This is a genomic window from Nonomuraea fastidiosa, assembly GCF_042751225.1.
Classification (GTDB): Bacteria; Actinomycetota; Actinomycetes; order Streptosporangiales; family Streptosporangiaceae; genus Nonomuraea; species Nonomuraea fastidiosa.
In genome coordinates this window covers 188,903-204,896 of the sequence record NZ_CP170570.1, presented here as the reverse complement: position 1 = coordinate 204,896, position 15,994 = coordinate 188,903, and the positions used below count along the sequence as shown (strand labels likewise).

20 protein-coding genes are annotated in these 15,994 nt (G+C 73.1%); 7 read left to right on the top strand and 13 right to left on the bottom strand.

Features of this window, described 5'->3' with window-relative positions; all coding sequences use genetic code 11:
- Window positions 1–56: 56 nt before the first annotated feature.
- The gene (leuA, locus tag ACFMQL_RS00935) at window positions 57–1,805 is read left to right on the top strand and encodes a 2-isopropylmalate synthase (protein WP_364066701.1); all 1,749 of its coding nucleotides are present in this window, start codon (window positions 57–59) and stop codon (window positions 1,803–1,805) included.
- Between the two features lie 75 nt (window positions 1,806–1,880).
- On the opposite strand, the gene pyrF is transcribed toward leuA, so the two are convergent.
- Complete coding sequence (gene pyrF / locus ACFMQL_RS00930) at window positions 1,881–2,705, bottom strand: orotidine-5'-phosphate decarboxylase (RefSeq protein ID WP_364066233.1); 825 nt, start codon at window positions 2,703–2,705, stop codon at window positions 1,881–1,883.
- A 152-nt stretch (window positions 2,706–2,857) separates the two neighbouring features.
- Here pyrF and ACFMQL_RS00925 point away from each other — a divergent pair, with 152 nt between their 5' ends.
- Entirely contained in the window at window positions 2,858–3,127 is a 270-nt protein-coding gene (locus ACFMQL_RS00925; protein WP_364066230.1) for a DUF6968 family protein, read from the top strand.
- 14 nt (window positions 3,128–3,141) lie between these two features.
- On the opposite strand, the gene ACFMQL_RS00920 is transcribed toward ACFMQL_RS00925, so the two are convergent.
- Window positions 3,142–3,525, bottom strand: coding sequence for a hypothetical protein (locus ACFMQL_RS00920; RefSeq protein ID WP_364066227.1), 384 nt, complete (start codon window positions 3,523–3,525; stop codon window positions 3,142–3,144).
- A gap of 63 nt (window positions 3,526–3,588) precedes the next feature.
- On the opposite strand from ACFMQL_RS00920, the gene ACFMQL_RS00915 reads away from it, so the two are divergent.
- On the top strand, window positions 3,589–4,392 hold the full coding sequence (locus ACFMQL_RS00915; protein ID WP_378784154.1) for a Cof-type HAD-IIB family hydrolase: 804 nt from the start codon (window positions 3,589–3,591) through the stop codon (window positions 4,390–4,392).
- An 813-nt stretch (window positions 4,393–5,205) separates the two neighbouring features.
- Here the strand turns inward: ACFMQL_RS00915 and ACFMQL_RS00910 are convergent.
- The 4 genes from ACFMQL_RS00910 to ACFMQL_RS00895 form a co-directional block, all read right to left on the bottom strand.
- Entirely contained in the window at window positions 5,206–5,832 is a 627-nt protein-coding gene (locus ACFMQL_RS00910) for a TIGR00645 family protein (protein WP_364066218.1), read from the bottom strand.
- Entirely contained in the window at window positions 5,832–5,978 is a 147-nt protein-coding gene (locus ACFMQL_RS00905) for a hypothetical protein (RefSeq protein ID WP_364066215.1), read from the bottom strand. The genes ACFMQL_RS00910 and ACFMQL_RS00905 overlap by 1 nt, the downstream gene beginning before the upstream one ends.
- 96 nt (window positions 5,979–6,074) lie before the next feature.
- Window positions 6,075–6,275 carry a hypothetical protein gene (locus ACFMQL_RS00900; protein WP_364066213.1) on the bottom strand — a complete coding sequence of 67 codons (201 nt, stop codon included), beginning with the start codon at window positions 6,273–6,275 and terminating at the stop codon, window positions 6,075–6,077.
- A gap of 72 nt (window positions 6,276–6,347) precedes the next feature.
- Window positions 6,348–6,707: a helix-turn-helix domain-containing protein gene (locus tag ACFMQL_RS00895; protein WP_364066210.1), complete on the bottom strand. Its 360-nt coding sequence runs from the start codon at window positions 6,705–6,707 to the stop codon at window positions 6,348–6,350.
- Between the two features lie 103 nt (window positions 6,708–6,810).
- Here ACFMQL_RS00895 and ACFMQL_RS00890 point away from each other — a divergent pair, with 103 nt between their 5' ends.
- Window positions 6,811–7,581 (top strand): NADPH-dependent F420 reductase, encoded by a 771-nt coding sequence (locus tag ACFMQL_RS00890; protein ID WP_378784151.1) that lies wholly within the window; start codon window positions 6,811–6,813, stop codon window positions 7,579–7,581.
- A gap of 115 nt (window positions 7,582–7,696) precedes the next feature.
- Window positions 7,697–8,068 (top strand): hypothetical protein, encoded by a 372-nt coding sequence (locus tag ACFMQL_RS00885; RefSeq protein WP_364066204.1) that lies wholly within the window; start codon window positions 7,697–7,699, stop codon window positions 8,066–8,068.
- A gap of 169 nt (window positions 8,069–8,237) precedes the next feature.
- On the opposite strand, the gene nfi is transcribed toward ACFMQL_RS00885, so the two are convergent.
- Entirely contained in the window at window positions 8,238–8,894 is a 657-nt protein-coding gene (nfi, locus tag ACFMQL_RS00880) for a deoxyribonuclease V (protein WP_364066201.1), read from the bottom strand.
- A 73-nt stretch (window positions 8,895–8,967) separates the two neighbouring features.
- On the opposite strand from nfi, the gene ACFMQL_RS00875 reads away from it, so the two are divergent.
- Window positions 8,968–10,131, top strand: coding sequence for an alpha/beta hydrolase (locus ACFMQL_RS00875; protein ID WP_378784148.1), 1,164 nt, complete (start codon window positions 8,968–8,970; stop codon window positions 10,129–10,131).
- A gap of 67 nt (window positions 10,132–10,198) precedes the next feature.
- On the opposite strand, the gene ACFMQL_RS00870 is transcribed toward ACFMQL_RS00875, so the two are convergent.
- The 4 genes from ACFMQL_RS00870 to ACFMQL_RS00855 all read right to left on the bottom strand — a co-directional run bounded on the left by ACFMQL_RS00870 (window position 10,199) and on the right by ACFMQL_RS00855 (window position 13,059).
- On the bottom strand, window positions 10,199–10,915 hold the full coding sequence (locus tag ACFMQL_RS00870; protein ID WP_364066195.1) for a type 1 glutamine amidotransferase: 717 nt from the start codon (window positions 10,913–10,915) through the stop codon (window positions 10,199–10,201).
- A gap of 122 nt (window positions 10,916–11,037) precedes the next feature.
- Window positions 11,038–11,865 carry a bifunctional 5,10-methylenetetrahydrofolate dehydrogenase/5,10-methenyltetrahydrofolate cyclohydrolase gene (locus ACFMQL_RS00865; RefSeq protein WP_364066192.1) on the bottom strand — a complete coding sequence of 276 codons (828 nt, stop codon included), beginning with the start codon at window positions 11,863–11,865 and terminating at the stop codon, window positions 11,038–11,040.
- Between the two features lie 37 nt (window positions 11,866–11,902).
- On the bottom strand, window positions 11,903–12,508 hold the full coding sequence (locus tag ACFMQL_RS00860) for a cyclodeaminase/cyclohydrolase family protein (RefSeq protein ID WP_364066190.1): 606 nt from the start codon (window positions 12,506–12,508) through the stop codon (window positions 11,903–11,905).
- A 29-nt stretch (window positions 12,509–12,537) separates the two neighbouring features.
- The gene (locus ACFMQL_RS00855; protein WP_378784144.1) at window positions 12,538–13,059 is read right to left on the bottom strand and encodes a hypothetical protein; all 522 of its coding nucleotides are present in this window, start codon (window positions 13,057–13,059) and stop codon (window positions 12,538–12,540) included.
- Between the two features lie 170 nt (window positions 13,060–13,229).
- On the opposite strand from ACFMQL_RS00855, the gene ACFMQL_RS00850 reads away from it, so the two are divergent.
- The gene (locus ACFMQL_RS00850; protein WP_378784143.1) at window positions 13,230–14,150 is read left to right on the top strand and encodes a superoxide dismutase; all 921 of its coding nucleotides are present in this window, start codon (window positions 13,230–13,232) and stop codon (window positions 14,148–14,150) included.
- A gap of 51 nt (window positions 14,151–14,201) precedes the next feature.
- Here ACFMQL_RS00850 and ACFMQL_RS00845 read toward each other — a convergent pair whose 3' ends face one another.
- Complete coding sequence (locus ACFMQL_RS00845) at window positions 14,202–14,861, bottom strand: FMN reductase (RefSeq protein WP_378784141.1); 660 nt, start codon at window positions 14,859–14,861, stop codon at window positions 14,202–14,204.
- A 33-nt stretch (window positions 14,862–14,894) separates the two neighbouring features.
- Window positions 14,895–15,989, bottom strand: a complete 1,095-nt coding sequence (locus tag ACFMQL_RS00840) for an LLM class flavin-dependent oxidoreductase (protein WP_364066699.1) — start codon at window positions 15,987–15,989, stop codon at window positions 14,895–14,897.
- Window positions 15,990–15,994: the final 5 nt, after the last annotated feature.

The window sequence follows — 15,994 nt, the reverse complement described above, 5'->3', positions numbered from 1 at the left end:
AAGCGACCGTGAAGGAACACATGATGTACGACTGGAACCGGCAGCGTCCGAGCGCGATGCCATACCACCGCTACCGCCCCGCCCACGAGCGCGTCGAGGTGCCGCTGACCGATCGCACCTGGCCCGCGCGCCGCATCACCGAGGCGCCCCTGTGGGTGCCGGTGGACCTGCGCGACGGCAACCAGGCGCTGGCCGAGCCGATGGACCCGGCACGCAAGCGCCGCATGTTCGACCTGCTCGTCCGCATGGGCTACAAGGAGATCGAGGTCGGCTACCCCTCGGCCAGCCAGATGGACTTCGACTTCGTCCGCCACCTCGCCACGCCGGGCGTCGTGCCGGACGACGTGAGCGTGGTGGTGTTCACGGCGGCGCGGCGCGATCTGATCGAGCGCACGTTCGCCGCCATCGAGGGCATGTCCCGCGTGGTCGTCCACCTCTACACGGCCACCGCACCCACCTGGCGCGAGATCGTGCTCGGCCACGACAGGGCCGAGCTGCACGCCATGATCAGGGACGCCGCCGAGCACGTCGCCCGCCTGGCCGGCGACCGCGACATCCGCTTCCAGTTCTCGCCGGAGGTGTTCAACCTCACCGAACCGGACTACGTGCTGGAGGTCTGCAACAGCCTGACCGCCCTGTGGGACGCCTCGCCCGACCGCCCCGTGATCCACAACCTGCCGGCCACGGTCGAGATCGCCACACCCAACGTGTACGCCGACCAGATCGAGTACATGCACCGCCACCTCGACCGCAGGGACGCGGTGATCCTGTCGGTCCACCCGCACAACGACCGCGGCACCGGCGTGGCCTGCGCCGAGCTGGCCGTGCTCGCCGGGGCGCAGCGGGTGGAGGGCTGCCTGTTCGGCAACGGCGAGCGCACCGGCAACGTGGACCTGGTCACGCTGGCGCTCAACCTGCACTCCCAGGGCGTCGACCCGATGGTGGACCTGTCGGACATCGACGAGGTCCGCAGGGTGGTCGAGCATTGCAACCGGCTGCCGGTGCCCGACCGCCACCCGTACGCGGGCGACCTCGTCTACACCGCCTTCTCCGGCACCCACCAGGACGCCATCAAGAAGGGCCTGGCCCACCACGCCGAACGCGCCGCCGAGCTGGGCGTGCCGCCGGAGCAGGCGCCGTGGGACGTGCCGTACCTGCCGATCGACCCCGCCGACGTGGGCCGCGACTACCAGGCGGTCATCCGCGTCAACAGCCAGTCGGGCAAGGGCGGCATCGCGTACCTGCTGCACACCCGCTACGGCCTGGAGCTGCCGCGCCGCCTGCAGATCGACTTCTCCTCGGTCGTGCAGCGGGCCACCGACGGCAGCGGCGAGGAGATCACCGCCGAGGAGCTGTGGGAGCTGTTCCACGCCACCTACATCGCGCCGGGCGAGAGCGCCGCGCCGGTGGAGTGGAAGGCGGTGGAGACCGGGCCGGGCGTGCACGAGTTCGAGGGGACGCTGCCCGACGGGCGTCGCCTGCACGGCACCGGCAACGGCCCGCTCGCCGCGCTGACGTCCGCGCTCGCCGCCGACGGCACCGAGGTGGACATCCTGCACTACGCCGAGCACGCGCTCGACCCCGGCAGGGGCGGCAGGGCCATCGCGTACGTGGAGGTGCGCGCGGGCGGCGTCACTCGCTGGGGCGCGGCCCAGGACACCTCGGTGCTGACGGCGTCGGTGCAGGCCGTCCTGGCCGCGGTCACGCGGGCCAGGAGCGCTGGGAGCGTCGCCGCGCAGGGCCCGGCGGCTGTTGAGGCGCCCGCGCAGGGCCCAGCGGCTGTTGAGGCGTCCGCGCAGGGCTGAGCGACGGTCTCAGGGCGACGCTCAGGGCTGAGCAGCCGTCGCTGAGGTGAGTCAGGGCTGAGCGTCTGAGGCGGGTCAGGGCTGGGCGGCGGTCTGGGGAGACAGGGCGGCGGCGCATTCGTCGCGGTAGCGCAGCACGCGCTCGCGCAGCCGCGCCGGGTCGGCGAGCACGGCACGGGAGACGGACGGCACGACGGCGTGGCGCACCGGCCCGAACAGCCGTGCCACGTCGGCCGGCGTCGCCCCCTGCGCGCCCACGCCGGGGGCCAGGATGGGGCCGTTGAGGTCGTCGAGCGGGTGGTCGAGCCGCCCGAGCGTCGCCCCGATCACCAGGCCGACCGGCCCGAACGGCGAGTGGCCCGCGTTCGCCTTGGCCGCGCCCTCGATCACCTGCCCGGCCACCGGCCGCTGGAAGCCGGCCGACTCGGGGTTGGAGGTGCGGGTCACCACGAACACGCCCGCGTCGTTGGCGACCGCCGACGTGATCGCGCCCTCCAGCGACCCGAACCCCTGGTACGGGCTCAGCGTCACCGCGTCGGCCGCCAGCGGGCTGCCCCGGTCGAGGTACGCCTCCGCGTACGCGGCCATGGTGCTGCCGATGTCGCCGCGCTTGGCGTCGAGCAGCACCAGCATGCCCGCCGCGCGCAGGTCGGCGATGGTGCGCTCGAGAACGGCGATGCCGCGGCTGCCCCAGCGCTCGAAGAAGGCCGACTGCGGCTTGACCACGGCGGCCACGTCGGCGACCGACTCGACCACCGTGCGGCTGAACCGCTCAAGATCGGCCGGGGCGTCGTCGAGCCCCCAGGCGTGCAGCAGTGCGGGGCTGGGATCGATGCCCACGCACAGTGGCCCGTAGGCGTCGAGCCTGGCTCGAAGGCGGGTCCCGAACGACTCGTTCATGTTGCGACTTCCTCACGGCCGCGTCGGCGGCGGCCCTGGACGGCGCGGGCGCGGATGGCTCTCCGGCGACCCTAAGGCACGGAGCCGGCCGCTGCCTAACCACCGCGGCGCACGAGTCTTTCTGCCGCATCCCGGAGGGTAGTTCGACAGACATGTACGAGATCGCCCAACGGGTGCTGGTGCTGCGTACCGAGCCGCCGCGTGAGGTCGTGGTGACGATCGGCCTGCCCTACGAGGAGCCCACCGGCGAGTGGTCGTGCCCGTACCGGATCGACGGGCTCGAAGGGTGGGAGCACGAGCGCAAGGTGAGCGGGCTGGACTCGCTGGAGGCGGTCGAGCGGGCGATGACCACGGTACGGGCGGCGCTGGCGGACTCGCCCGAGGCCAAGGAGGGGCTGCTGTCCTGGGAGGGCGCGCTCTGACCTCGGACGGGCGGTCAGCGGGAGAGCAGCCAGCGCCAGCGCGGCAGTTCCAGCACCACCGTCACCACGCCGAGCACGGTGACCACCCCGGCCACCACGGCGTGCCAGACCGTCCACGCCGCCACCACGGCCGCCACGATGTGCAGCACGACCAGCGCGATCGTCACCCAGCCCGGCACCGCGACCACCACGTGCCGCTTGTCGCCTGGCGTGGAGAAGACCGTGGGCAGCCCGATCAGCACCACCACGGAGAGCACCGCCAGCGGCACCGAGTACGCGGCGAGCGCCCACGGCGTGGCGACCCACGCCAGCAGCTCGACGGCGAACCGGAACGCCGAGGCGAGCCGGTCGTCGGGGCGCGCCGCCGAGGGCCGCGGTGAGGGAGTGGCGGATGACACGCGCGTACCCTAACAGGCCGCGATCGGGGTGATCTAGGAAGCCAAGTTTGGTAAATCACGTTTGTGACCTCCGCACCCTTTCCGCGCATTGTCGCCACCGACCTCGACGGCACGCTCCTCGCTTCCGACGGCACCGTCAGCCCGCGTACCAGGAAGGCGTTACAGGCGGCCCGCGCCGCCGGCGCCGAGATCGTCTTCGTCACCGCGCGGGCGCCGCGCGGCGTCAGGGAGGTCGCCCGGCAGGCGGGTGTGAACGGCACCGCCATCTGCAGCAACGGCGCCCTCGTCTACGACCTGGCCGCCGACGAGGTGGTCGGCAGCAGCCCGCTCGCCCCCGAGACGGCCCGCAAGGTCGCCGAGGCCCTGGCCAGGGCGCTGCCCAGCGCCGGCCTGGCGGTGGAGACGGGCACGAACGTGCTGGCCGAGGCCGCCTACACGCGGCGGGTCGCCCAGGACATCGCCGCCTATCGGGAGGTCGCCTCGGTCTTCGACGCCGATCAGCCCATCGTCAAGCTGCTCGCCATGTCGCCCGCGCACACGGCGGACGAGATGTACCAGGCCGTCGCCGACGAGGTCGGGGATCTGGCGGAGGTCACGTACTCGGGAACCGAGGGGCTGCTGGAGATCAGCGCCGCCGGGGTGAACAAGGCGTCCACGCTCGACCGGTTCTGCCGGGAGCGGGGGATCGGCGCGGGGGAGGTCGTGGCGTTCGGCGACATGCCCAACGACCTGGCGGTGCTGCTGTACGCGGGCATGGGCTACGCGATGGCCAACGCGCACCCGCTCGTGCTGGCGGCGGCGCCTCGCCGCACGCTCTCCAACGATGAGGACGGTGTCGCCGCCGTACTGGAGGCACTTCTGCCCTGAACCGGCTGCCCCGGCCGCGTGCGCTGCCGGTACGCCTGTCAGGCCGGGGGGTGCGGCGTGCCCGTTCGTGTGGAGGCGGTGGATGCGGCGTGTTCGCCGGCGCGTGGGGCCGGGGATGCGGCGTGCCCGCCCGCGCGGATGGCGGGCACGCACGGCGTCACGCGTCGTCGTCGGACACCCGCGACGCGCCGGGACAGGTCCCGGAGGACTTGCTGAGCACCGGCACCAGCCCGCCACAGGTGGTCACCGGGAACGACACCGGCTCGACGATCTCGTCATTGAAGACGGTGATGTCGCCGATCAGCGGGGTCGCGCCGGATGCCGGCGCGGGCTCGGCGGGCTGCGGCCGGCTCTGCGGGCTCAGGCGGCTCTGCGGCGGGCGGCTCTGCGGCGGGCGGCTCTGCGGTGGGTGCCGGTTCCGCCGCGGTCGCGGGTTGCGCGGGGGGTTGCGGCTGCGCGGCCGGCGCGGGTTGCGCGGGGGGTTGCGATTGTGCGGGCGGCGCGGGCTGCGCGGCGGGTTGCGGCGCCGCGGCGTTCACGGACGGCCCGGCCGGCTGCGGAAGCACGGTGGTCGCGGGCGGCTGCACCGGTTGCGGCAGCGCGTACGCGGGGGCGCCGCCGAGCAGCGCCATCGCCACGCCCGTGCCCACCAGCCCGGGGACCCGCGCCGCCGAGGCCCGCGTCCTGAGGACCGCGGCACCGAGGCGGGCGGAGCGCGTCACGATGGTGCGCGCGCCGAGGCGGGACGGCCCGGGAAGTCTCATTGCCACGGCCACCGCCTCTCCGGGCAGCGCCATGTGCCGCGCCGCCGGGTTAGGCGGCGGCCCTGCGCTCCTGCGATGCCTGCCCCGGCTGCTGCTCGCTGCTGCCGGTGCCCTGAAGGGGACGCCCACCCGCCATGATGCGGTCGATCCAGGCGAGTGCGAGCGCCGAGACGACGAAGGTCAGGTGGATCAGCGTTTTCCATATCAGCTCCCTGTCGGTGATGGTCGGACGGGCCGCGTTGATGAAGATCTGCAGGAGGTGGATCGAGGAGATGCCGATGATCGCCATGGCCAGCTTGACCTTGAGCACGTTGGCGTTCACATGCGAGAGCCACTGGGGCTGGTCGGGGTGTCCCTCGATGCGCAACCGGGAGACGAACGTCTCGTAGCCGCCGATGATGACCATGATGAGCAGGTTGGAGATCATCACGACGTCCACGAGACCGAGGACGATCAGCATCACGGTGGTCTCCGGCGGCGTGCCGCCGAAGCCCAGGTGGACCAGGTGGACCAGCTCCGCCATGAAGCGCCATACGTAGACGACCTGGGCCACGATCAGCCCCAGGTAGAGCGGCACCTGGATCCATCGGCTGAGGAACATCACATAGCCGACGTGCCGGACCGGTGAGTGGGCCCCGGCCTTGGCGCCGGCCACGGGCACTTGCGCGAGACGCACTACGACGTCAGGACGTTGATGTGCTGGATGAAGGTCTGCATCTCAATGAGCGGGGGATCCAGCGCGCCGAGCGTGTCGACGAGGATCGGGGGCACACCGGACGCCAGCACCAGGGCGGTGGCGGCCGTCAGGACTCGTACCTTCAACGGAACTCCTTGCTGCTGCGCTTCGATGGCTGGGACCGGACGGTGTGCGGTGCCGTCAGTGCCGGTGTCGAGGGGTGGTCCCTGGCCGGCGTCGCGTCAGGGCGCCAGGCAGCCCGTGAGGGGGAGCTCGGTCGTCAGGGCGGCCGGGTCGAGCAGCCCGCCGACGTCGGTGGCAGCGGTGAGGCAATCGAGCACCACGGCCGGGTCGATGACGGCGTGCGACGCGGGCGCGGTCGCCAGCATGAAGCCGCCGGCGGCGGCCACGGCGACGGCTGCCCTGCGCAAAGCGAATCGCATGAAACCTCCTGGGTAACGGTGTGGAACATCCTCCAACTGACTACTTAGAGTAGTCAATTGGTAACGCTGAGTCTATGGCGCGTCACGAGAACGCATGGCATCCATCCGCTCCTGCGCCGCCATCACCTCGTCGGCGTGGTCGAACGCCCATTCGCCGAACGCCTCGATCGGCGGCAGCAGGGAGCGGCCGAGCGGCGTGAGCTCGTACTCGACCCTGGGCGGGGCCTCTGCGTAGGCGTGGCGGGCCACCAGGCCGTTGTACTCCAGGCGGCGCAGCGTCTCGGTCAGCACCTTGGTCCTGATGCCGCCGATCTCCTCGCGCAACTGCCCCGGCCGGCGCGGGCCGTGCCGCAGCGCCCACAGCACGACCGCGTTCCACGTGTTGCCCAGCAGGTCGAAGGCCAGCCTGGCCTGGCAGTCGGCGAGGAACAACGGGGGCCTCCGATAGGCACCGAATGGTGCGCAACGTGCTTCCTACTGTCCTCCTCAACGGTAAAGCCCCACATCGGGGACTCATGGCAGGAGGGCATGACATATGAGGATCGGGATCCTGGGCGCGGGCGGCATGGCGGACGCTCTGGGCACGCAGTGGGCACGTGCCGGGCACGCGGTGATGATCAGCGGCCGCGACGCGGCACGCACCGCCGAACGAGCCGCCACCATGACCGCCGCCGCCGACCGGACGGCCGCCGAGAGCGCCGTCGCCGCTGAAGGGGCGGTCGCTTCCGCCGAGCGCGGGATCGCCGCAACCACCCCCGCTCGTCGGGGCGGCTCGCCCGACAGCCTCGCGACCGGAGCCGGGCGCGTGGAGGCGGGGTCGTTCGGGGAGGCGGCCGCGTTCGGCGAGGTCGTCATGGTGGCGGTCAGGGAGGCGGGTCTGCTGGACACGCTCAGAGCCACCGGTACGGCCCTGCGCGGCAAGCCGCTCATCGACGTCGTCAACACCGCCGACATCTACGCCTACGACCCCACCCGCCCGATCGCCAGGCTGATCGCCGACGTCACCGGCGGGCACGTGGTGAAGGCGTTCAACCTGTGCCACGTGGACGTGTGGCGGATGACTCCGCCGGTGTTCGACGGCCGGCCGCTTGCGGTGCCGCTGTGCGGCGACGACGAGGAGGCGCTGGCGGCCGCCCGCACGCTGGTCGCCGACCTCGGCTGCACCCCCGTGGACGGCGGCGGCCTCGACCGGGCGATGCTGCTGGAGGCGACGGCGGCTTTCGTGATCGGCCTGTGGTTCGGCGGCGCCGACGCCCAGGCGATACTCCCGCCGCTGGCCGCGTCGGGCGCGCACGGCCGGGGCTGACCGCGCGTACGACCGGTGGTGTAGAGGCGATCGCGACGTACGGCGGATGCCCGCAGCGCCGCCCGCCGAGATGCTGAAGTTCTTCGTTCAGCGGTCGGTCAGAAGGAGAAGTCGAGTGGTCACCGAGGTCGCACAGAAGAGCGGGTACGCAACCACGTTCAAGGTCGTCGCCGCGCTCAACGCGCTCGTCGTGCTGCTCCAGGCGGTGACGGCCGGGCAGCTCATGAGCGGGGGAGCGGGGGACCTGCACGGCCTGGGGTCGTTCGCGGTGCACCTGCTGGGGCTGGCCCTGCTCGTCGCGGGCGTGCTGCTGTGGCGGCCTGGGCGGGGCGCCGGGTGGCCGGCGGTGGCGAGCGCGGCGGTGCTGCTGCTCGGGTTCGTCCAGTCGGCGGCGGGCGGCTCCGGGGCGATGGCGCTGCACGTGCCGCTCGCAATGACGCTGTTCGGCCTCAGCATCTGGCTCGTGGTCTGGTCCTGGCGCCGCTGACCCTTCCGGGACGCGGCCGCCCGGACCGCACGGGGACCGGGCCCGGGTGGCCGTACGGGCGCACCTGGCCGAGCCGGGCGGGTCACGGCCGACGGGGGCGTCACGGGGTCGGCCAGGGAGCGATGGGCGGGGCGTCAGGGGGTTGGCCAGATACCGGTGGGCGGGGGCGTCAGGGGTGGCGGGCCAGGTGGTCGGCGTGGCGGATCGGTTCGGGCAGGCGGTAGCGGGCGGCCAGGTGGAGCACCTGCTCGGTGGCGACGTCCAGCGAGATGCGGTGGCCCTGCGACACGTACACCGGCTTGACGCCCCGCCGCGTACGCAGGGCGCGCCCCACCACGGCGCCCTCGTGCACGATCGGCGTCCAGGAGCCGCGCTCCTCCCCGGGCGGCTCGTGCGTGCCCACGAACGGCGTCTTGCCCACGCCGAGCGACGGCAGCCCGGTCAGCACGCCCAGGTGGCACGCCAGGCCGAAGCCGCGCGGGTGCGCGAGTCCGTACCCGTCGCAGACCAGCAGGTCGGGCGTGGTCGTGAGCCGTTCCAGCGCGGTCACGAGCGCGGGCAGCTCGCGGAAGGCGAACAGGCCCGGCACGTACGGAAACGCCGCCTCCCCGTGCGCCACCACCTGCTCGACCGGCTCCAGCGTGGCGGCGTCCAGCACGACCACGGCGGCCGTCAGCGCGTCGCCGCCCCTGTAGTGCACGTCGAGCCCCGCGACCAGCGTGAACGTGTCCGGCCCGGTCAGCTCGACCCTGGACCTCAGCCGGTCCTGGATGGCCTCGGCCTCGGCGATGCCGGCCGGCCACGGATGAAGCCGCTTCACACGCACCCGCCTAAGCTATCCCGTCGCCCGCCCTCTGTAGGGTCGGGGATCATGAGCGAGGTCCTGGTGGTGGTCGGCCGTGGCGTGCCAGGCCGACGCGCGGCTGCTCGACGAGATCGCCGAACGCGAGTTCGCCGCCCAGGAGGTGACGGGCGCCGTCGTCCACGCCCGCGACACCGCCCACCTGCGGTCGCTGCTGGCGGAGCGCGAGACCGCGGTGGTGCTGCCCGGCCCTGGCGACCGCGCCCTCGCCGGCCGGGTGCCCGAGCCGCCGGTGACGGTGTGGGTGGACATCGAACGCACGGACACCGCCCCGGCGCACGTCCGGCGCATTCAGGGGCGCGGCGTCCAGGGGCTGGCGTGGGGCATCCGCCACGCCGTGCACCGCATGCGCCACCCCGGCATCCTGCGCGTCCCCTACGGCCCCGCCCCCGACCAGTGGGCGGACCTCTACCTCCCGCAGCCATCGGCCCACGGCACCCGGCCGGCGGCCCCCGCGTCAGATGCCGGTGACCGGCCGAGTGCCGGGGTCCGGTCGGTGAAGCCGGCGTCCGGCCACCACTGCCTACCGGACCCCGCGCCAGGCGCGGCCGGTCCCCCTGTGGTGACGTTGATTCACGGCGGTTACTGGCGGTCGATCTGGGCGGCCGACCTCATGGAGCCGCTCTGCGCGGACCTGCTCCAGCGCGGCTTCGCGGTCTGGAACGTCGAGTACCGCCGCCCAGACCTGCACGGCTGGGACGCCACCACCGAGGACGTCGCCACCGCCCTGTCCACCCTCCACACCACGGCGAGAGGGGAGATGGACCTGAGCAGGGTGGCCGTGGCGGGGCACTCGGCGGGAGGCCAGCTCGCGCTGCGGGCGGCGGCGGACGGAGCGGGCGTGGCCCTGGCGGTGTCGCTGGCGGGCGTGCTCGACCTCGAGGCGGGCGACCGCCGCTGGCTCAGCGCCGGAGCCGTCGCCCATGCCCTCGGCCACCCGTCGCACGAGCCGGGCACCGGCCGGTACGCCGCGTCGTCCCCGCTGCTGCGCGTCCCCCTGGGCGTGCCGCAGCTCGTCGTCCAGGGCGCGGAGGACGATCTCGACCTGGTCGACTTCTCCCGCCGCTACGCGGTGGCGGCCAGGGCGGCGGGCGACGACGTGACGTACCTGGAACTGCCCGGCCACCACTTCGACGTGATCAACCCCGAGAGCCCGATCTGGCGGGCCACCGCGAGCGCCATCACCGCCGCGCTCGCCTGACCGGGAGGCGGCCGGTGCGGCTGCTCCTTGAGCAACGCCTGCGCGAAGCTCTTGGCCCGGCCGCGGGTCACGCCCGCCCGGCGGAGGCGGGGGAGGACGCGGCGCCGGCGGTCAGGGCGGCGAAGCGTCCGGCCACCCGCCGCCAGACCGGCGTGGACACCGGCTCGTCGGCCACGGCCTGCGCGTAGACCTCCTCGGGGTCGAACCCGTCGGCCCGCCACTGGCGTACGCGCTCGGGCAGCACCTCCGGATGGAACTGCACGCCCCACGCCCGCTCGCCCACCCGGAACGCCTGATACGGGCAGCGCTCGGTCTCGGCGAGATGGACGGCGCCGTCGGGCAGCCGGGTCACGGCGTCCTTGTGGTGCTCGATGGCGGGCACGACGGGCGGCAGGCCGTGAAAGAGCGGATCTTCGGCCGCCTCGGCGCGGATGGTGACGGGCAGGCTGCCGTTCTCGGGCAGGCCGGTGTCGCCGGTCACCTCGCCGCCCGCCACCTCGGCCAGCATCTGACCGCCCAGGCAGATGCCGAACAGCGGCACCTCGTCGGCCAGCGCCTGCCCCATGAGCCGGCGGGCGTCCGCCAGCCAGGGCGCGCGGTGGTCGTCGCCCGGCAGGTAGCCGCCGCCGAGCATGATCAGGGCGTCGTGCTCCAGCCGCTGGGGGAGCGCGGCGCCCTCGTGGGCGGGCACCACGTCGAGCCGCAGCCCTGACTCGGCCAGCCAGTCGCCCAGGCGGCCGGGGCCGCCGCTCCTGCTGTTCTGGATGATGAGGACGTCAGGCAACGCCGGCCTCCAAACACAAAGGGGTGAAAACAGCGGCGGGGACGGGTCAGCGCTGACCCCGCCGTACGGGCACGGTCGAATCAAACACGGGTCGGATCAGGCACGATCACACAGGGGCACGGTCACGGCAGGTTGGCCGCCCTGGCGGTGTGGCGCAGCAGCAGCGCGGTGGTCACCGGCCCGACGCCTCCGGGCACCGGGGTGAGCGCACCGGCCACGTCGGCGACCGCGGCGGCGTCGACGTCTCCGGTGAGCCCGCCCTCCTCGGTGGGGTTGGTGCCCACATCGATCACCACCGCGCCCGCAGCCACGTGGCCGCGGCCGATCAGCCCGGCCCGGCCGGCGGCGGCGACCAGCACGTCGGCCTGCGAGGTGACGGCGGCGAGGTCACGGGTGCGCGAGTGGGCGACGGTGACCGTGGCGTGCCGGTCGAGCAGCAGGTGGGCGACCGGCTTGCCGACCACGGTCGAGCGGCCGACCACGACGGCGCGGCGCCCCTCGAGCGGCACCTCGTAGTGGTCGAGCAGCGCCAGCACGGCGGCGGCCGTGGCGGGCGGGAACGCGGGCAGCCCGGCGGCGAGTCTGCCGAGCGAGAGCGGGTTGGCGCCGTCGACGTCTTTGCGCGGGTCGATGGCGGCGGCCAGCTCCTGCGCCGACGCGCCGGCGGGCAGCGGGGTCTGCAGCATCACGCCGTGGACGTCGGGGGCGGCGGAGAGCCTGGCCAGCGTCTCGCCGATCTGGTCGGCGGCCGCCTCGGGGCCGAGATCGACGACGTCGCAGGCGATGCCGACGCCGGCCGCCGCCTTGGCGATGGAGCGGACGTACCACAGGCTCGCCTCGTCGGCGGTCGCCACCACCATGGCCAGCCGCGGCTGCGGGCCGGCGGCGGCCTCGGCCTGCGCCTGGGCTCTGATGGCGGCCGCCAGGTCCTTGCCGGTCAGCGTCTTCAACGGTCGTCTCGCCCCTTGCTCTCGCGCGCCGCTGCCGTCACGGCTTGATCTGCTCGCGTACCTCGGCGGTCACCCAGTCTGCCTTGGCGACGGCGGCGTCGACACCGGACAGGCGGATGTTCAGCTTCTCGCGTACTTGCTCGTCCTTGATGCCGCCGAGGTTGATCTCGACGTTGACCCGGCCCGTGGTGAGCGCGGCGCGGGCGGCCTCGGCGGCGGCGGCCACATCGCTGAGCACGTTGCGGTTGCAGATCGGCAGCAGCACCTCGCACAGCTCGACCACCCGCGCGGCGGCCTCGATGACCCGGGCGGGCGGCTCGGCCGCGCCGGCCAGCGCCCTGGCGATGGTGGCGCTGCGCTCCTCTCCCTTGGGCAGCCGGTAGGCGTCGGTGACGGCGGTGAAGGCGGCCGCGTCCTCCTCGGCCAGCTTCAGCGCCCGCGCCCGCAGCGTGTCGGTCTCGGCGATCACGGCGGTGACGGTCTCGGCGTGGCCGGCGTACTTCTCGCCCGTGGTGTAGCGGGCCACCATGCCGAGCAGCGCGGCGGCCTGGGCGGCGTGCAGGGCCGCCGTGGCGCCGCCGCCGGGCGCGGGGACCCGGCCGGCCAGTTCGGTGAGGAAGCCGTCGATCGTCATGTCGCGCATGACGGCCATTCAACCAGGCGGGGCGCTGCCTACTCGCGGTACATCGGCCGCGTGGCGTCCTCGGGCAGGCCGGTGGACGGCGGCAGGTAGGGCGACGGCGCCGACTGCCACTGCCCGTCGTAGGCGTCCGCTTCCTGAGGGCGGCCCCGCCACCGCGACGGGAACGTGGAGACGGCCAGCAGCGCCACCCCGAGCAGGAACAGCAGCCCCGAGTAGGTCACCGTCATGAAGCCGCTCCGCAGGGAGGATGGCAGCAGACCGTCGGGCAGCAGCCGCACGCCCGTGGCCATCTCGGCGAACGGCAGCGCGCCCAGCCCGGTGAAGGCGAGCCCGCCGAGCAGCGAGGCGACGGGCGACAGGCGCGAGCCGAGCAGCAAGGCCAGGAGGATCCCCGAGGCGGCCAGCACCACGATCCCGGTCCAGGAGAGCCGGAAGTCCCGCTGGGCGGTGAGTGACAGCTCGCCCACGCCGTACCAGAGGCCGGCGGCGAGCAGCGGCGGCAGGAGCAGCCCGGCGAGCACTCCCAGGGCGTGACGGGCACCGTTTGTCATGATCTACCCCGTTTGGTTGGCTCCGTCCCAACCTACTCGCCGCGATCGCCCGCCGCAGGACCCACGCCGCAGACTTCTCAAAAGCCGGGCAGGTGAGAACATTCTGAAAACTCCGTGAGAAGCCGTTCACGGGTCTTTGCCGCGGCAGGTGGCGCGTGCATCGTGGGCGCATGAGATCCGCGATCCCCAAGACCGCACTCAGCGCGTTCACCGCGGCCCTGCTCGGCGCCACGCTGCACGGCGGGCCCGCGCAGGCGGCGACGCGACCCGGCACCTTCCCCCTCCCCAACGGCTTCCAGCCGGAGGGCATCGCGATCGCCGGCGGCCACGCCTACTTCGGCTCGCGCGCCACCGGCGACATCTACCGGGCCGACCTGCGCACCGGCAGGGGCAAGGTGATCACCAAGGGGCCCGGCACGCCGTCGCTCGGCCTGGAGACCGACGGGCGCGGGCGGCTGTTCGTGGCCGGCGGCAGCGGCGGCGACGCCCGGGTGGTCGATCTGCGCACCGGGAAGGTGCTCAAGTCGTACCGGCTCGCCACCGGCACGTCGTTCGTCAACGACGTGATCATCGCCGGCGGCGCCGTCTACTTCACCGACTCCAGCAACCCCGTCCTGTACAAGCTGGACCTCGGCAGGGGCTGCAGGCTGCCGGAGGAGGCGGTGAAGATCCCGCTCAGCGGTGCCATCCAGTACGGCGACGGCATCAACGCCAACGGCATCGTGCGCAGCCCCGACGGCCGCTCGCTGCTGATCGTCCAGTCGAACACCGGCAAGCTGTTCGAGGTGAACCCGAAGTCCGGGGCCACCACGGAGGTCCGGCTCGGCGATGTGAGCCTGGTCAACGGCGACGGCCTGCTGCTGTCCGGCCGCACCCTGTACGCCGTGCAGAACCGCGACAACTCGATCGCCGTGATCAAGCTGGCGCCCGACGGCGGCTCCGGAAAGCTCGTCACGCGGATCACGCATCCGAAGTTCGACGTGCCGACCACGGTCGCCGCCCGCGGCCACCTGCTCTACCTGCCCAACGCCCGCTTCACCACCACCCCCGGCCCCGACACGACGTACGACGTCGTCTCGGTCAAGCGCTGAGCGTCCTCCCCGGGACGCGCGATCGCGTCCCGGGGAGCTCTCCGCCGCCGGTCACTCGCGGTGACCGTTGCCCGCCGCGGAGCTCCGGCCGTCCGGGCGCAGGGCGGCGAGCTGCTCCTCGAACGGCACGACCTCATCTGGCTCACCCGCCTTGCCGGGCAGGCGGGGCGCGCGGTTCGCCAGCAGCGCGGCCAGCTCGTCGGCGGCGCGCTCGATGCGCTCGCTCAGCCCGTCGGTGAACGCGTCCTTGCCGCCGCCCCAGTCCTCAGGAGCCGCGTACACGGCGGTCGGCACCACCACGGCCCGCAGGTACGCAAACAGCGGCCGCAGCGCGTGATCGAGCGCCAGCGAGTGCCTGGCGGTGCCGCCGGTGGCCGCGACGAGCACCGGCTTGCCGGTCAGCGCGGTGTTGTCGATCACGTCGAAGAAGCTCTTGAACAGCCCGCTGTAGGAGCCGCTGAAGATCGGCGTGACCGCGACGAGCCCGTCCGCCTCCGTCACGGTCTCCAGGGCGGCGCGCAGCCTGGCGCCGGGGAAGCCGGTGACGAACGCGTTGGCGATGTCCACGGCCAGGTCGCGCAGCTCCACGTTGCGGACCTCGGCCGCCTCACCGGCGCCGGCCCGCCGCGCCACCGCCTCGCCCAGGCGGTCGCCGAGCAGGCGGGTGGAGGACGGCTGGGTCAGTCCCGCCGTGACGACGGCAAGCTTCATGAGGGTCGTCTCCTTTCCGGAGGATGCGGGGGGTCAGGCGCCGACGGCGGCCGAGGCGTTCTTCGCCGCCACCAGCGAGGCGTGCGTGGGCGCGTCGGGCACCCCGGCAGGGCGGTCCTTGGCGAACTCCTTGCGCAGCACCGGCACGACCTCCTCGCCGAGGATGTCGAGCTGCTCCAGCACGGTCTTCAGCGGCAGCCCCGCGTGGTCCATGAGGAAGAGCTGGCGCTGGTAGTCGCCGAAGAACTCCCTGAACTCCAGCGTCCTGTCGATGACCTGCTGCGGGCTGCCCACGGTGAGCGGGGTCTCGGCCATGAACTCCTCCAGCGAGGGCCCGTGGCCGTAGACGGGGGCGACGTCGAAGTACGGGCGGAACTCGCGTACCGCGTCCTGGGAGTTCTTGCGCATGAACACCTGGCCGCCGAGCCCCACGATGGCCTGCTCCGGCGTGCCGTGGCCATAGTGGGCGTAGCGCTCCCGGTAGAGGTTGATCAGGCGCATGAAGTGCTCCTTCGGCCAGAAGATGTTGTTGGCGAAGAAGCCGTCGCCGTAGTAGGCGGCCTGCTCGGCGATCTCGGGGCTGCGGATCGAGCCGTGCCAGACGAACGGCGGCACGCCGTCGAGCGGGCGCGGGGTGCTGGTGAAGCCCTGCAGCGGCGTACGGAAGCGGCCCTCCCAGTCGACCACGTCCTCGCGCCACAGCCGGTGCAGCAGCGCGTAGTTCTCCACGGCGAGCGGGATGCCCTGCCGGATGTCCTGGCCGAACCACGGGTAGACCGGCCCGGTGTTGCCGCGGCCCAGCATGAGGTCCACCCGCCCGTCGGCGAGGTGCTGCAGCATCGCGTAGTCTTCGGCGATCTTCACGGGGTCGTTGGTGGTGATCAACGTGGTGGCGGTGGAGAGCAGCAGGCGTTCGGTCCTGGCCGCGATGTAGCCGAGCAGGGTGGTGGGGGAGGACGGGACGAAGGGCGGGTTGTGGTGCTCGCCGGTCGCGAACACGTCGAGGCCCACCTCTTCCGCCTTGAGGGCGATCGCCACCATCGCCTTGATGCGCTCGTGCTCCGTCGGGGTCCTGCCGGTGGTGGGATCGGTGGTCACGTCACCCACGCTGAAGATGCCGAACTGCACGTTGG

Coding starts and splice junctions, on each gene's coding strand:
- ACFMQL_RS00890 (WP_378784151.1), top strand. CDS start 6,811: ATGAGGATCGGGATCCTGGGCGCGGGCGGCATGGCGGACGCTCTGGGC.
- ACFMQL_RS00850 (WP_378784143.1), top strand. CDS start 13,230: ATGAGATCCGCGATCCCCAAGACCGCACTCAGCGCGTTCACCGCGGCC.
- ACFMQL_RS00925 (WP_364066230.1), top strand. CDS start 2,858: ATGTACGAGATCGCCCAACGGGTGCTGGTGCTGCGTACCGAGCCGCCG.
- ACFMQL_RS00855 (WP_378784144.1), bottom strand. CDS start 13,059: ATGACAAACGGTGCCCGTCACGCCCTGGGAGTGCTCGCCGGGCTGCTC.
- ACFMQL_RS00845 (WP_378784141.1), bottom strand. CDS start 14,861: ATGAAGCTTGCCGTCGTCACGGCGGGACTGACCCAGCCGTCCTCCACC.
- leuA (WP_364066701.1), top strand. CDS start 57: ATGCCATACCACCGCTACCGCCCCGCCCACGAGCGCGTCGAGGTGCCG.
- pyrF (WP_364066233.1), bottom strand. CDS start 2,705: ATGAACGAGTCGTTCGGGACCCGCCTTCGAGCCAGGCTCGACGCCTAC.
- ACFMQL_RS00860 (WP_364066190.1), bottom strand. CDS start 12,508: ATGCGCGACATGACGATCGACGGCTTCCTCACCGAACTGGCCGGCCGG.
- ACFMQL_RS00900 (WP_364066213.1), bottom strand. CDS start 6,275: ATGCGATTCGCTTTGCGCAGGGCAGCCGTCGCCGTGGCCGCCGCCGGC.